The organism is Haemophilus sp. C1 (assembly GCF_001276515.1).
In the GTDB taxonomy this organism is placed as follows: domain Bacteria; phylum Pseudomonadota; class Gammaproteobacteria; order Enterobacterales; family Pasteurellaceae; genus Haemophilus.
Map to the genome: position 1 here is coordinate 1 of NZ_LDVZ01000008.1, position 14,653 is coordinate 14,653.

A 14,653-nucleotide genomic window follows, 5' to 3' on the forward strand; every position below is an offset into this window, starting at 1 on the left:
AGTGTGGATTGGGACTCGCTAATCCATAGCAAGCAAATACAACTTATGATATAGTTCACAGCCGAATTTATAGGGATCTTTTTATAATAAAAATAATGATAGAACTCGATCAAAACAATATTCCAAAACACGTTGCCATTATTATGGATGGTAATGGGCGGTGGGCAAAACAGAAAAATAAAATGCGCATTTTTGGCCATACGAATGGTGTATCTGCAGTTCGCCGAGCGGTAAGTTATGCTCGCCAAACTGGAGTAAATTTTCTTACACTTTATGCCTTTAGTAGCGAAAATTGGAATCGACCAGAGCAAGAAGTCAGTGCGTTAATGACGCTTTTTATGCAAGCTTTAGATCGCGAAGTGAAAAAATTACATAAAAATAATATTCGTCTGAAAATTATTGGCGATGTATCTCGTTTTAGTGAATCTTTGCAAGAAAAAATTTCAAAAGCGGAAAATTTAACAGAAAAAAATACCGCACTTACGCTCAATATCGCTGCAAATTACGGTGGATGTTGGGATATTGTACAGGCGACAAAGCAACTCGCAGAAAAAGTAAAAAATAATGAAATGAGCGTTGACGAGATTGATGAAATTGCTTTTCAGCGTCATTTGGTGACACAAGATGAACCACCAGTAGATCTGTTGATTCGTACCAGTGGTGAACAACGAATTAGTAATTTTTTATTATGGCAAATTGCATATGCAGAACTTTATTTTTCTGATGTGCTGTGGCCAGATTTTGATGAGGCGGAATTTAACCGCGCCATCGCCTGTTATCAACAACGTCATCGCCGTTTTGGTGGGACAGAATGATTCAATAAATGGATTAAAATTATGCTTAAACAACGAGTTTTATCTGCCATTGTGTTAATCGCAGCGGTGTTATGTGCGCTATTTTTATTCACGCCTTTTTATTTTGCCCTCGCTCTAGGGGCTGTGGCGACTTTAGGCGTTTGGGAATGGACTCAGTTTGCTCGCCTTAAACAGCCTTTAGCGCGTTTTTGTGTTGCTGCTTTTTTAGGTGCTTTTATTTTTTTATGGCTCTACACTGAGGGCAACTATTTAGATGCCGGTCGTGTGTTTGAACAGCATCTTCAGCTTTTATTGATGAACGCTGTTGGTTGGTGGATTTTAGCTTTATTGCTTGTAGTGACTTATCCTAAATCAGCTAAATTTTGGTCTAAAAATCCTCTTTTACAGCTTTTATTTGCCTTTTCTACTTTAATACCATTTATCGCGGGGGTATTACGTTTACGTTTAGAGCACTATACCCATGATCCTTATCACGGCTTATTTTTATTACTTTATGTATTTGTGCTTGTTTGGGCTGCTGATTCTGGTGCTTATTTTAGTGGACGCGCATTTGGTAAACGTAAACTTGCGCCAAAAGTTTCACCAGGTAAAAGCTGGGAAGGCGTTGTTGGTGGCTTAATTACTGCGTTAGTGCTTGCTTTTGTATTTATTCATTTCTCTGGCGATGCTTTAGTTGGTGAGCGGAATATCTCTGGATTTGTTATCCTTTCCGTTGCAACAGTTGCAATTTCGGTATTGGGTGATTTAACTGAAAGTATGTTTAAACGTGAGTCGGGAGTTAAAGACAGCAGCCAATTGATTCCTGGTCATGGCGGTGTGTTAGATCGCATTGATAGCTTGACTGCCGCGGTACCTTTTTTCAGCTACTTCTATTTCTTTGTGTTATGAGGATTCTGAATGTCATTTTTGTGGTCGCTAGGTTCTTTTATCATTGCTATTGCGGTATTAGTATCCGTTCACGAATATGGTCACTTTTGGGCTGCTAGAAAGTGCGGTATAAAAGTCCATCGTTTTTCAATTGGCTTTGGTAAGGTAATTTGGAAACGTGTCGATAAGCATGGTACAGAATTTGCGGTTTCAATGATTCCTTTAGGTGGCTATGTAAAAATGCTTGATGGACGTAATGAAGCGGTTCCAGTTGAACAAAAGTCACAAGCATTTGATAGTAAAAGCGTATTACAACGCGCATTTGTGATTATCGCCGGTCCTTTGGCAAATTTTATTTTTGCGATTTTTGCCTATTGGGTCATCTACCTTTATGGAATGCCAAGTGTTAAACCTGTGATTGAATCGATAACGCCAAGTTCAATCGCGGCACAAGCGCACATTGAACCTAATACACAAATTCTAGCGGTTGATGGCGAAGAAACTCAAGATTGGGAAACTATTAATATGCTACTTGCCACAAAAATGGGTGAGCCTAATATTGAGATTACCCTTTCTCCTTTTGGTTCTAATATTGAACAACAGCGGACTTTAAATCTTACGAATTGGATTTTTGATCCTGAAAAAGAAAGTGCTTTTGAGGCATTAGGGATTATGCCTATGCGTCCTAAAGTTGAAATGGTGCTTTCTAAAGTTGTTCAAGATTCTCCCGCTGAGAAAGCTGGTTTACAAATCGGTGATAAAATTTTAAAAGAAAATTTAACCGCACTTCCTTGGCAAGATTTTATAAAACAGGTCGAACAAGGCGAATCTTTTTCTATTAAAGTTGAACGTAATGGGGAAACGCTTGACAAAATTATCACTCCAGTGCGTAATCAGAGTGGAAAATGGTTTGTAGGTTTAAGCCCAACTTTCGTAAAATTATCTGATGAATATCGTACAGAATTAAAATATGATATTCTTGAATCATTGCAAAAAGGCATTGAAAAGACTGGTCAACTTTCTGTGTTAACCTTGAAAGTGTTAGGAAAATTAATTACGGGTGATTTGTCATTAAACAATTTAAGCGGCCCGATTTCTATTGCTAAAGGTGCTGGTGCATCCGCTAATATTGGATTGGTGTATTTTTTAAGTTTTATGGCATTGATTAGTGTGAATTTAGGCATTATGAATTTATTCCCATTGCCTGTATTAGATGGCGGTCATTTAGTTTTTTTAGCAATGGAAGCTGTTAAAGGAAAACCTGTTTCTGAGCGGGTGCAAAGCATCTGTTATCGAATTGGCGCAGCACTGTTATTAAGCTTAACGGTGTTTGCATTATTTAATGATTTTTTACGTCTATAATTTATATAGGATACAATCGATGAAAAAACTTCTAATCGCAAGTTTATTATTCGGTACGACAACGACTGCGTTTGCCGCACCTTTTGTGGCAAAAGATATTCGTGTGGATGGTGTTCAAGGTGACTTAGAACAACAAATCCGAGCAAGTCTACCTGTTCGTGTCGGTCAGCGTGTGACTGACAATGATGTGGCTAATATTGTCCGCTCTTTATTCGTAAGTGGTCGATTCGATGATGTGAATGCACATCAAGAAGGCGATGTACTTGTTGTTAGCGTTGTGGCTAAATCGATCATTTCAGATGTTAAAATCAAAGGTAACTCTGTTATTCCAACTGAAGCACTTAAACAAAACTTAGATGCTAACGGGTTTAAAGTTGGCGATGTTTTAATTCGAGAAAAATTAAATGAATTTGCAAAAAGTGTAAAAGAGCACTATGCAAGTGTAGGTCGCTATAACGCAACCGTTGAACCTATTGTGAATACGTTACCAAATAACCGTGCTGAAATTTTAATTCAGATCAATGAAGATGATACTGCAAAATTAGCATCATTAACTTTCAATGGTAATGAATCTATTAGTAGCAGTACGTTGCAAGAGCAAATGGAATTACAACCTGATTCTTGGTGGAAATTATGGGGTAATAAATTTGAAGGTGCTCAGTTCGAGAAAGATTTACAGTCAATTCGTGATTATTATTTAAATAATGGTTATGCTAAAGCACAAATCACTAAAACTGATGTACAGCTAAATGATGAAAAAACGAAAGTAAATGTAACTATTGATGTAAATGAAGGTTTACAGTATAACCTTCGTAGTGCTCGTATTGTTGGTAATGTGGGTGGTATGGCTTCTGAACTTGAACCGTTACTTTCTTCATTACATTTAAATGACACTTTCCGTCGCAGTGATATTGCCGATGTTGAAAATGCGATTAAAGCAAAATTGGGTGAACGTGGTTACGGTAGTGCAACAGTGAATGCTGTACCTGATTTTGATGATGCGAATAAAACTTTAGCAATTACTTTTGTTGTTGATGCTGGTCGACGTTTAACTGTTCGTCAACTACGCTTTGAAGGAAATACTGTTTCAGCAGATAGTACTTTACGTCAAGAAATGCGCCAGCAAGAAGGGGCGTGGTATAACTCGCAATTAGTTGAGTTAGGTAAAATCCGTTTAGATCGTACGGGATTCTTCGAAACCGTAGAAAACCGAATTGATCCTGTAAAAGGTACGGATGACGAAGTTGATGTTGTGTATAAAGTTAAAGAGCGTAATACAGGTAGTATCAACTTTGGTATTGGTTACGGTACAGAGAGTGGTATTAGTTATCAAGCTAGTGTTAAACAAGATAATTTCTTGGGAACAGGAGCAGCAGTAAGTATAGCTGGTACGAAAAATGATTATGGTACTAGTGTCAATTTGGGTTATACCGAACCCTACTTTACTAAAGATGGCGTAAGTCTTGGTGGAAGTGTTTTCTTTGAAAACTATGACAACTCTAGAAATGATACCTCTTCTAATTATAAACGTACGACTTACGGTGGTAATGTCACTTTAGGTTTCCCTGTAAATGAAAATAACTCTTACTATGTTGGATTGGGTTATACTTATAATAAGATCAGTAACTTTGCTCCAGAATATAACCGTGAATTATATCTTGGTTCCATGAATTTTAATGGAAATTCAATCAAAACCAGTGACTTTGATTTTTCTTTTGGTTGGAACTATAACAGCCTTAATAGGGGATATTTCCCAACTAAAGGGGTAAAAGCAAGTATTGGTGGACGAGTTACTATTCCTGGCTCAGACAATAAATATTATAAATTAAGTGCAGATGTTCAAGGATTCTACCCATTAGACAGAGATCACCGTTGGGTTATATCTGCAAAAGCATCTGCAGGATATGCAAATGGTTTTGGAAACAAGCGTTTACCGTTCTATCAAACTTATACGGCGGGTGGCATCGGTTCATTACGTGGTTTTGCTTATGGTAGTATTGGTCCTAACGCAATTTACCAAGATCAAAATGGTAAATTTACAAAAGTCAGCTCAGATGTTGTTGGTGGCAATGCAATTGCAACCGCAACTGCAGAATTAATTGTGCCAACTCCATTTGTGAGTGATAAAAGCCAAAATACGGTCCGAACCTCCCTATTTGTTGATGCGGCAAGTGTTTGGAATACTAAATGGAAATCAGATAAAAATGGATTAGAGAGCAGTGTATTAGAAAAATTGCCCGATTATGGCAAATCAAGCCGTATTCGCGCCTCTACAGGTGTCGGATTCCAATGGCAATCTCCTATTGGTCCATTGGTATTCTCTTATGCCAAACCGATTAAAAAATATGAAAATGATGATGTCGAACAGTTCCAATTTAGTATTGGAGGTTCTTTCTAATAAATTGAACTTTTTTCTTCATCAGAACTCAAAAACAACGTTCTCTGCCTAATTTAATTGGGCAGAGAAAATATTAAACAAACCTCTATTTAATTAAGGATCTTTATCAAATGAAAAACATCGCAAAAGTAACCGCACTTGCTTTAGGTATTGCACTTGCTTCAGGCTATGCTGCAGCTGAAGAAAAAATTGCTTTTATTAATGCAGGTTATATTTTTCAACATCACCCAGACCGTCAAGCTGTAGCGGATAAACTCGATGCTGAATTTAAACCTGTAGCTGAAAAATTAGCAGCAAGCAAAAAAGAAGTTGATGATAAAATTGCTGCTGCTCGTAAAAAAGTAGAAGCAAAAGTTGCAGATTTAGAAAAAGATGCACCTCGCTTACGTCAAGCTGATATTCAAAAACGCCAAGAGGAAATTAATAAATTAGGTGCGGCTGAAGATGCTGAATTACAAAAATTAATGCAGGAACAAGATAAAAAAGTTCAAGAGTTCCAAGCGCAAAATGAAAAACGTCAAGCAGAAGAGCGTGGTAAATTATTAGATAGTATTCAAACTGCTACAAATAATTTAGCAAAAGCGAAAGGTTATACTTATGTGCTTGATGCAAATTCAGTTGTATTTGCGGTAGAGGGTAAAGACATCACAGAAGAAGTGTTAAAATCTATTCCTGCTAGTGAAAAAGCAGCACCTGCTAAAGCAGAAGAGAAAAAATAATAGGTTCTCATAATGCAAAAATCCTATTCTTTACAAGAATTGGCAACTCAAATCGGCGCTACCGTTCGCGGTAACGCCGATGTTGTTGTTGAGAATATCGCTCCACTCGATAAAGCCCAATCAAATCAACTTACTTTTATTTCTAACGCAAAATTTCGTGCATTATTGAAAGATTCTAAAGCAGGAATTTTGGTTGTTTCTGAAGAGGATGTCGAACACTGTTCTTCAGAAAGCAATTTGCTTATTGTGAAAGATCCTTATGTCGCTTACGCCATTTTAGCGCAATATATGGATAGCACGCCAAAAGCAGCGCAAGGCATTGCAAAAAGTGCGGTAATTTCTGATAGTGCTTCTTTAGGTGAGAATGTTTCAATTGGTGCGAATGCTGTGATTGAAGAAGGTGTTGTACTTGGTGATAACGTGATCATTGGCGCAAATTGCTTTGTTGGTAAAAATACCAAGATCGGTTCAGGCACTCAACTTTGGGCTAATGTAACTGTTTACCATAACGTTGAGATTGGCGCTAATTGCTTAATTCAATCAGGAACAGTCATCGGTAGTGATGGTTTTGGTTACGCAAATGATCGTGGTCGTTGGGTTAAAATTCCACAAGTAGGACAAGTAATAATTGGTAATAACGTTGAGATTGGTGCGAATACCTGTATCGATAGAGGCGCATTAGACGCAACAATTATTGAAGATAACGTGATCATCGATAACCTTTGTCAAATTGCACATAATGTTCATATCGGGACAGGTACAGCGGTTGCGGGTGGCGTTATTATGGCAGGTAGCTTAACTGTTGGTCGCTATTGCTTAATTGGTGGTGCAAGTGTGATTAATGGTCATATGGAAATTTGTGATAAAGTAACCATTACTGGAATGGGAATGGTTATGCGCCCAATTACAGAGCCTGGCGTATATTCCTCTGGTATTCCATTGCAAACGAATAAAGAATGGCGTAAAACAGCAGCACTAACGTTAGGTATTGATGGAATAAATAAACGTTTAAAAGCGTTAGAAAAGAAAATTTCTTAATTGATACCCCATCATTTAATCTGCATTTTACAAGTTTAATAACTGATTAAAATGCAGATTTTTATGTGTATAAAATTTACTTAACGAAATAAGTTGAAATTCTTTTAAAAATAAATAAGCCCAACTTTAAATTGGGCTTACAAGCATACATTTTTTATCGTTAAAGAATTATGCGTTACCGCCAGTGATTTTTGCAACTTCAGCAGCAAAATCTTCTTCTTTTTTCTCAATACCTTCGCCTACTTCTAAACGAATGAAGTTAGAAACAGAAGTATTTACTGATTTTAAGAAATCCCCTACAGATACAGAAGGATCCATTACAAATGCTTGACCTGTTAATGAAACTTCACCAGTGAATTTCTTCATACGACCTTCAACCATTTTCTCTGCGATTTCTTTTGGTTTACCAGAGTTGATCGCAATATCGATTTGGATTTGGCGTTCGTGTTCAACCACTTCAGCAGATACATCTTCTGGGTTCACGAATTCAGGTTTAGATGCAGCTACGTGCATTGCTACTTTTTTCAGTTCATCAGCAGAACCTTCGCCCGCAACTAATACGCCAATTTTTGCACCGTGTAAGTATTGTGCAATTACTTGACCATCTAAGTAAGCAACACGACGAATATTCATGTTCTCACCGATTTTAGCAACTAATGCAGCACGTTTTTCTTCAAATTGCGCTTGTAATGCTTCGATAGTGGTACCTTTGTGTGCTGCTGCAAAATCAGCCACTTCGTTTGCTAAACCTAAGAAGCCAGCATCTTTTGCTACGAAGTCGGTTTCACAGTTCATTTCAACTAATACACCGAAACCATTTTCTACACGAGCAAGGATAACACCTTCAGCTGCAACACGGCCTGCTTTTTTAGCTGCTTTAGCTTGACCAGATTTACGCATGTTGTCGATTGCTAACTCGATATCACCGTTTGCTTCAACTAATGCTTTTTTACATTCCATCATACCGGCACCGGTACGTTCACGAAGTTCTTTTACTAATGATGCTGTGATTTCAGCCATTTTAAAAATCCTCTGTCGAAAATGCGATTTATTGTGACCGCACTTTTAGATAAAAATATAGGGGCTAAATTTTAGCCCCTATGCCAATTAATCGTTTGATTATTAAGGGCTTCGCCTTATTGCAAAACTTAAATTATTCTGCGTCAGCTGCTAATTCTTCAGCAACTTGAGCTTCGTTACCACGACCTTCTTTAACCGCTGCTGCAGCTGCAGAAACGTAAAGTTGGATAGCACGAGTCGCATCATCGTTACCTGGGATAACGAAATCTACGCCAGCTGGAGTTGAGTTAGTATCAACGATAGCAAATACAGGAATACCCAGATTGTTTGCTTCTTTAACCGCGATATGTTCGTGATCTGCACCGATAACGAATAACGCATCTGGTAAGCCGCCCATATCTTTGATACCGCCAAGGCTTAATTCAAGTTTTTCCATCTCACGGCTACGCATTAACGCTTCTTTTTTGGTTAATTTATCAAAAGTACCGTCTTGAGACTGGGTTTCTAAATCTTTTAAACGTTTAATTGATTGACGAACGGTTTTCCAGTTAGTCAACATACCACCTAACCAACGGTGGTTTACGTAATATTGCTGACAATCTAATGCTGCTGCTTGAACTGCTTCAGATGCTGCACGTTTTGTACCAACGAATAATACTTTACCGTTGTTGCTAGCAATGCGAGTTAATTCCGCTAAAGCTTCGTTGAATAAAGGTAAAGTTTTTTCTAAGTTGATGATATGAACACCGTTACGAGCACCAAAAATGAAAGGTTTCATTTGTGGGTTCCAGTAACGAGTTTGGTGTCCGAAGTGTACGCCCGCGTTGATCATGTCGCGCATTGAAACTTGTGCCATAATATTTTCCTTTTGTTGGGGTTGAGCCTCCACATATCAGCTCATCGACCGTTTGGCACCCCGATGAAGCCTTGATGATATGTGTGTGTTGTTTGAGTTAAAAATTTTACTCTTTTCTAATGGTAAAAAGAGAGGTGCGATTTATATCATAAAGTGCGGTGAAATTCTAGTTTATTTTTTGACTATTTTCGCTTGAAGCTTGTTGCAATGCATGCAAGGTTATCATTGCAATATCGGCTTTTTCATAAGGTACAAAAATATGATCGTGACAATTTCCAGCCACGACATTACAACTTATATTCGCTTCGCCTAATACTTTGGCAAAGGCGGCGGTTAAGCCTACAGCGGCGAGATCGGAATGAACGGTCAAGGTAATCCAAGCTGCTTTAAACTGCACTGCTAGTTTGTAATTTTGGGCAGTTTCTTCTGTGACAACAACGGATAAGCCTTCTTCTTCACGAATAGTAGCAATGAGTGCAGAAAGCGGTAAATCTTGCTCAGGTTTTAAGGTAGCGAAATAATAAATGCCCGAATTTAAAGTGGGTTCCATTGAGGCTAAGAGGAGATTAAGATTCGTTATTGGATTTTTCATATTTTCTCTCTATTTTTTTGTCGCTTTTACAAATAATAACACGGGGCGATGTTGTAAATCTTTAAATTCTGCTTGCCATTCAGGTTTTTCTGCCAGCATAGGTTCTGCCATTTGTTCTATTTGGAAACCTTTTTCTATCAAATTATTAATAATTGTGGCGGTAGTACGATGATAGGTTTTGAAAGGTTGTTGAAACCAATTTCTCTCTCTCAGTCCTTCATCACGGTAATGATTTAAACGATAAGCGAGTTGCTGTTTTTTCTCATTTTTTTCCCAGCGTTCCCCTTCTTTATGGCAAGTCGTAATCGGATGCTCTTGGGAAAAAACTAATGTGCCGTTAGGCTTAAGTTTGTTGGCAATAGAAGCTAATAAAGCGAGAAAATCTTCAATATAATGAAAAGCAAAAGAGCTGGTAATGATATCAAAATCACTTTCTGGCAATTCTGCTAATTTTTCCATCGGTAACTGATATAACGAAAAACGTCCAGAAAATTGACCGCATTTTTGCAGATCTTTTTCAGCTTGTTCGAGCATTTTTTCGGAAAGATCGGTTCCTATCACTTTATCTGCCCCTCGTTCTAGATAAAGTTGTAAATGTCCTCCAGTGCCACAGCCTAAATCGAGTAATTTTTTCCCTTTTAAATCAGGCAACAGTGAGAGCATAGTAGGCTTTTCAACAATTTCATTGAGACTAATTGGATTTGCGCGGAGTTTCTGATAAAGCTCAAAGAAGTTTTCTTTGTCATAAACGCTAGTTTTATTATTCATCTCGTATCCTATATTACAAATAAAAAAGGGAAATATTGATCTGCTGTCCCGAAATTCATATTAAAACAACTAACTGATTAAAGTGTAGATTTTTTATGACTAACTATAACCAACTCCTCAAACAACAAATGAGCAATGTTTATCTTCAATGCAATAAAAATCATTCTCTCCCCAAAGGAATCTTAAACGTCCCTAACAAATATTACACCGTTGAATGTAAACAATTTAATCTTGGTAGAATCAATGGTTACAAGTTTTTGAAAAACAAGGTATAAACGGCTTAATACCTAAAGGCCCTCCTATGCCCCCCAAATGCCACTTAATCCCAAAATACGAGAAGAAATGTTGGAATTAGAGAATCTCAAACTTTATGCGGAGAATACTATTCTAGAAAAGTTATAGGTCTCAACTAACAAAAAAACAGAAAAAATAACAATCGTCAAAGTATTAAGGATGGACTTTCTGATTCAGATATTGCTTGATTTGATGGAGTTAGCACTCAGTGTTTTCTTTTGTCATGAAAAGTGGGTATTCATTATTACCACAATGAGAGTATTCGGTGTAAACTAAAAAACTAAGCCCTGTGAATCACAGAGCTTAGTCCTCGATTTAATAACCTAACTTTTTTGGATGGATAAAATTTCACCGTCCTTTTGCTTTTCTTTCTTTAGTTTATTTTCAATATTAACTTTCAAACGAATCTTTTAATCGTTCATCTGCTCGACGAGATTCACTTTTATGTTGAAGTTTATTGAGCTGACGTTCCAATTTTTCTTCAACTTCATTAATTGCTTTATACATATCATCTGAGGTTGCACTTGCCAATAAATTGCCCAGTGGTGTGCCAATAGATGCTTCTACAGTAAATCCATTCGGTACTTTGTTTAAAACAAAATGGGGGTTAATTAACTGTGTTTGCCATTTACCTAATTTTGCGAGTCTTTCCTCCACGTGTTCACGAATTGCAGGGGTGATTTCCATTTGTTTACTGGTGATATTAAGTGTCATAGCATTTACCTCTTTGTTGCGTGATTTACAGTTTTCTTTAACTACAAAATAGCTTTGTTAATTCAGGTTTTCAAGGGTTTTAAGAGGAAATGTCAAAGTAATTTTTAAAAATATGATCTATGTCTAATTTCTAAAAAAATCTGCTTTTCTTTCTAAGATAAGTTGTTAGGATGGGAAATTGTGATAAGAAAAAAAGGTGTGGATTGATCTGCTCCAAAAAGTTAGACTGATTTAGTTCAAGGACTGAGTTCTGTACTCCACAGGACTTAGTTTTTTAGTTTACACTGAATACGCTCATGATTGTAATAATTCATGTACTCATGAATCGTTTTTCGAGTTGTTCGAAAGTATCAAACTGTTTCCCCTCGTAGCATTCTGTTTTTAACCGCCCAAAGAAACTCTCCATCGCCGCATTATCTAAACAATTTCCTTTTCTCGACATACTTTGTCGAATACCGTGTTTTAAAAGGATTGCTTGATACCCTCTCATTTGATATTGTCATCCTCGGTCTGAATGTAAAATAGGCGTTTCCCCATTAAGCCTTGTTACCGCTTGCGCCATCATTCGAGTGATTTGCTCAAAATTCGGGCTTCTTGATAAATCATAGGCAATAATTTCATGATTAAATCAGTCTTTAATGGACGACAAATACAGCTTACCTTCAGCACATTTCAATACAGTGAGGTCTGTTACCCACTTTTCGTTTGGTCGGTTTGCGGTAAAGTTACGTGCTAATAAATTATCAGCAATACGACCTATTTCACCTTGGTAAGTGCGGTATTTTTTTCTCTTATTTTTCCCCTTTCCCTTAATGCCTAATACATTCATCAGACGTTGAACTTTCTTATGATTGATGTTGAAGGTTTTTCTGAGTTACAAAGTAATACGACGATAACCGTAACATTCATGATTATCACGATAAATCCGCATAATTTCTTGTGAAATTGTGTCATCTTTATCAATTTTTTCTTTCAAATGATAAAAGAAAACACTGCGTGCCAATCCCAGTAAATCTAGCAATATCTGAAGTAGAAAATCTATCCTTAATACTTTGACGATTGCGGCTTTTTCTGCATTTTTTGTTGGTTGATCGCCTGCAACTTTTTTAGAATAGCATTATCCGCTTCAAGTTCTAGAATACGATATTTCAATCGTTCTTCTTCAGTTTTGGGGTTAGGAGGCATTTTGGGGTATTTAGGTTTCATATTGGAACGACCTTTAGGTTTTGGCATTAAACCGTTTATACCTTGTCTTTCGAAGGCTTGTAATCATTGACTGATTATCCCTGAATTAGCAATACCGAAATGAAGACAAGCAGATTCTGCAGAACAGTTTCCTTGTTTAACCGCTTGAACAACTGAGAGTTTAAATTCTGGAGAATACGTTTGTTTCTTGCCTCTGACTTCTAATCCATTGTTTCTATTGTGATTGAATTGTTTAATCCAACGATTTAATGTTTGTTCTGCAAGTTGAAAATGCTGTCTGGTGAGAGAACGATTTTTACCATGTTGAAGATAAAAATCGATCACTTGTTGTTTGAAGGATTGGTTGAATTTAGTCATAAAAAATCTGCACCTTAGTTAGTTGGTTATTTAGTCCAACTTTTGGGGTGCAGATCATAATTTACCGCTCTTTTTTCTTTGCTTTGAAGATTAACGCATGGTCACGAATTCTTCTGAACCCGTTGGGTGAATAGCCACAGTGTTATCAAAATCAGCTTTTGTTGCGCCCATTTTAATTGCTACAGCGAATCCTTGAATCATTTCATCTACACCGAAACCAATGCCGTGTAAACCCACGACTTTTTCATCTTTACCCACACAAATCAATTTCATTTTGCACGGTTGGCGATGTTGAGTTATCGCAGTGTACATTGCTGTGAAAGAGGATTTATATACCTTAACATTTTCAGCACCATATTGTTCGATAGCTTGAGGTTCAGTTAAACCTACAGTGCCGATTGGTGGATGGCTGAATACAACGGTTGGAACTAAATTGTAATCTAAATGTTCAGTCGGTTTATTATTGAATAAACGCTCAGAAAGGCGACGACCCGCTGCAACTGCAACTGGTGTTAATTCAATGCCGTTTTCGATAATATCGCCTACTGCATAAATGCCTTTCACATTGGTATTTTGATATTTATCTACTTTGACATAGCCGTGTTCATTTGTTTCTACACCAGCATTTTCTAAGCCAATTTTATCTGTCGCTGGAACACGACCTGCAGCCCAAATAACACAGTCCACAGTAATATCAGATTGACCATCACATTTTACTGTAAGAGAACCATCTGCATTTTTAACAATTTCAGATGGTGTGAAATTGGTATGTAATTGAATTCCATCTTGCGCAAGCACTTCCACTAGTGTTTCTACGATTAATGGATCTTGATTACGCATTGGCGCATGGCGACGCACTAATAAATGCGTTTCCACGCCTAAGCTGTTTAATACACCAGAAAGTTCAACGGCAATATAGCCGGCACCGATAACAGCAGCGCGTTTTGGTAATTCGGTTAATGCAAAGAAACCATCTGAATCAATGCCGTATTCTTGTCCTTTAATATTTGGACGATATGGACGACCACCAGTTGCGATTAAAATATGATCTGCGGTTACTTGTTCTTTTGTACCATCAGCAAGAGTTACTTCAATAGTATGAGCATCTACAAATTTTCCGAAACCGTTAATTACATCAATGTTATTTTTCGCTAATACATTGTTATAAGATGTATGAATACGACCAATATAGGCTTGGCGACTTTCAATTAGTTTTGAAAAATCAAATTTTTTCACTTCAACATCAAAACCATAATCTGGCGCATAATTGTTAATTGCTTCTGCAATGTGTGCACCATAAAACATTACTTTTTTAGGTACGCAACCTACATTTACACAAGTGCCGCCAAGATGCTTGGCTTCAATGATTGCGCATTTTTTTCCATAGCTTGCAGCACGATTTAGAGAAGCAATACCGCCACTGCCACCGCCAATAGCGATGTAATCATAATGTTTAGTCATAGTTTGATCCTTTTTTGAACTCAAAGATTTTCCGTATTTTGCCTAATTTTTATGAAGAATGCTATAAATTGATGTAATTGGTTTTATGAATATTTTTATTCTTTTTGAACAGATGATTAGCTTTAGATTATTTTATGGGAAAAGTAGTATGTAGAATGAGATGGAATTATAAAAAAATGAGGAAGA

The 14,653-nt window shown here is 37.1% G+C and carries 12 protein-coding genes and 2 pseudogenes; 7 read left to right on the top strand and 7 right to left on the bottom strand.

Annotated features, from left to right (window positions below):
* Positions 1 to 95: 95 nt before the first annotated feature.
* The 6 genes from uppS (at position 96) to lpxD (ending at position 7,199) form a co-directional block, all read left to right on the top strand.
* Positions 96 to 815, top strand: coding sequence for a polyprenyl diphosphate synthase (gene uppS / locus ABW51_RS04465; protein ID WP_053465739.1), 720 nt, complete (start codon positions 96 to 98; stop codon positions 813 to 815).
* A 21-nt stretch (positions 816 to 836) separates the two neighbouring features.
* Complete coding sequence (locus ABW51_RS04470) at positions 837 to 1,703, top strand: phosphatidate cytidylyltransferase (RefSeq protein ID WP_053465740.1); 867 nt, start codon at positions 837 to 839, stop codon at positions 1,701 to 1,703.
* Between the two features lie 9 nt (positions 1,704 to 1,712).
* Positions 1,713 to 3,044, top strand: coding sequence for a sigma E protease regulator RseP (rseP, locus tag ABW51_RS04475; protein ID WP_053465741.1), 1,332 nt, complete (start codon positions 1,713 to 1,715; stop codon positions 3,042 to 3,044).
* A 19-nt stretch (positions 3,045 to 3,063) separates the two neighbouring features.
* Positions 3,064 to 5,442 carry an outer membrane protein assembly factor BamA gene (gene bamA, locus ABW51_RS04480; protein ID WP_053465742.1) on the top strand — a complete coding sequence of 793 codons (2,379 nt, stop codon included), beginning with the start codon at positions 3,064 to 3,066 and terminating at the stop codon, positions 5,440 to 5,442.
* 110 nt (positions 5,443 to 5,552) lie between these two features.
* Positions 5,553 to 6,161: an OmpH family outer membrane protein gene (locus ABW51_RS04485; protein ID WP_053465743.1), complete on the top strand. Its 609-nt coding sequence runs from the start codon at positions 5,553 to 5,555 to the stop codon at positions 6,159 to 6,161.
* Between the two features lie 12 nt (positions 6,162 to 6,173).
* The gene (lpxD, locus tag ABW51_RS04490) at positions 6,174 to 7,199 is read left to right on the top strand and encodes a UDP-3-O-(3-hydroxymyristoyl)glucosamine N-acyltransferase (protein ID WP_053465744.1); all 1,026 of its coding nucleotides are present in this window, start codon (positions 6,174 to 6,176) and stop codon (positions 7,197 to 7,199) included.
* Positions 7,200 to 7,367: 168 nt separating this feature from the next.
* Here lpxD and tsf read toward each other — a convergent pair whose 3' ends face one another.
* The 4 genes from tsf to ABW51_RS04510 form a co-directional block, all read right to left on the bottom strand.
* Positions 7,368 to 8,219: a translation elongation factor Ts gene (tsf, locus tag ABW51_RS04495; protein WP_053465745.1), complete on the bottom strand. Its 852-nt coding sequence runs from the start codon at positions 8,217 to 8,219 to the stop codon at positions 7,368 to 7,370.
* Positions 8,220 to 8,352: 133 nt separating this feature from the next.
* Entirely contained in the window at positions 8,353 to 9,075 is a 723-nt protein-coding gene (gene rpsB, locus ABW51_RS04500) for a 30S ribosomal protein S2 (RefSeq protein WP_005645552.1), read from the bottom strand.
* Positions 9,076 to 9,241: 166 nt separating this feature from the next.
* On the bottom strand, positions 9,242 to 9,667 hold the full coding sequence (locus ABW51_RS04505; RefSeq protein WP_053465746.1) for an ACT domain-containing protein: 426 nt from the start codon (positions 9,665 to 9,667) through the stop codon (positions 9,242 to 9,244).
* A gap of 9 nt (positions 9,668 to 9,676) precedes the next feature.
* A complete protein-coding gene (locus ABW51_RS04510; protein WP_053465747.1) occupies positions 9,677 to 10,435 on the bottom strand; it encodes a class I SAM-dependent methyltransferase in 759 nt (252 codons plus the stop codon).
* A gap of 238 nt (positions 10,436 to 10,673) precedes the next feature.
* On the opposite strand from ABW51_RS04510, the pseudogene ABW51_RS10340 reads away from it, so the two are divergent.
* Positions 10,674 to 10,960: pseudogene (locus ABW51_RS10340) on the top strand (IS3 family transposase); the annotation flags it as partial.
* 159 nt (positions 10,961 to 11,119) lie between these two features.
* Here ABW51_RS10340 and raiA read toward each other — a convergent pair.
* From raiA to gorA, 3 genes and pseudogenes are all read right to left on the bottom strand, one after another.
* A complete protein-coding gene (gene raiA, locus ABW51_RS04515) occupies positions 11,120 to 11,443 on the bottom strand; it encodes a ribosome-associated translation inhibitor RaiA (RefSeq protein ID WP_009499739.1) in 324 nt (107 codons plus the stop codon).
* A gap of 231 nt (positions 11,444 to 11,674) precedes the next feature.
* Positions 11,675 to 13,006, bottom strand: a pseudogene (locus ABW51_RS10040) (IS3 family transposase).
* A gap of 90 nt (positions 13,007 to 13,096) precedes the next feature.
* A complete protein-coding gene (gene gorA, locus ABW51_RS04545) occupies positions 13,097 to 14,467 on the bottom strand; it encodes a glutathione-disulfide reductase (protein ID WP_053465751.1) in 1,371 nt (456 codons plus the stop codon).
* Positions 14,468 to 14,653 lie beyond the last annotated feature (186 nt).

Coding starts and splice junctions, on each gene's coding strand:
- tsf (WP_053465745.1), bottom strand. CDS start 8,219: ATGGCTGAAATCACAGCATCATTAGTAAAAGAACTTCGTGAACGTACC.
- ABW51_RS04470 (WP_053465740.1), top strand. CDS start 837: ATGCTTAAACAACGAGTTTTATCTGCCATTGTGTTAATCGCAGCGGTG.
- raiA (WP_009499739.1), bottom strand. CDS start 11,443: ATGACACTTAATATCACCAGTAAACAAATGGAAATCACCCCTGCAATT.
- bamA (WP_053465742.1), top strand. CDS start 3,064: ATGAAAAAACTTCTAATCGCAAGTTTATTATTCGGTACGACAACGACT.
- ABW51_RS04510 (WP_053465747.1), bottom strand. CDS start 10,435: ATGAATAATAAAACTAGCGTTTATGACAAAGAAAACTTCTTTGAGCTT.
- ABW51_RS04485 (WP_053465743.1), top strand. CDS start 5,553: ATGAAAAACATCGCAAAAGTAACCGCACTTGCTTTAGGTATTGCACTT.
- lpxD (WP_053465744.1), top strand. CDS start 6,174: ATGCAAAAATCCTATTCTTTACAAGAATTGGCAACTCAAATCGGCGCT.
- ABW51_RS04505 (WP_053465746.1), bottom strand. CDS start 9,667: ATGAAAAATCCAATAACGAATCTTAATCTCCTCTTAGCCTCAATGGAA.
- rseP (WP_053465741.1), top strand. CDS start 1,713: ATGTCATTTTTGTGGTCGCTAGGTTCTTTTATCATTGCTATTGCGGTA.
- rpsB (WP_005645552.1), bottom strand. CDS start 9,075: ATGGCACAAGTTTCAATGCGCGACATGATCAACGCGGGCGTACACTTC.
- uppS (WP_053465739.1), top strand. CDS start 96: ATGATAGAACTCGATCAAAACAATATTCCAAAACACGTTGCCATTATT.
- gorA (WP_053465751.1), bottom strand. CDS start 14,467: ATGACTAAACATTATGATTACATCGCTATTGGCGGTGGCAGTGGCGGT.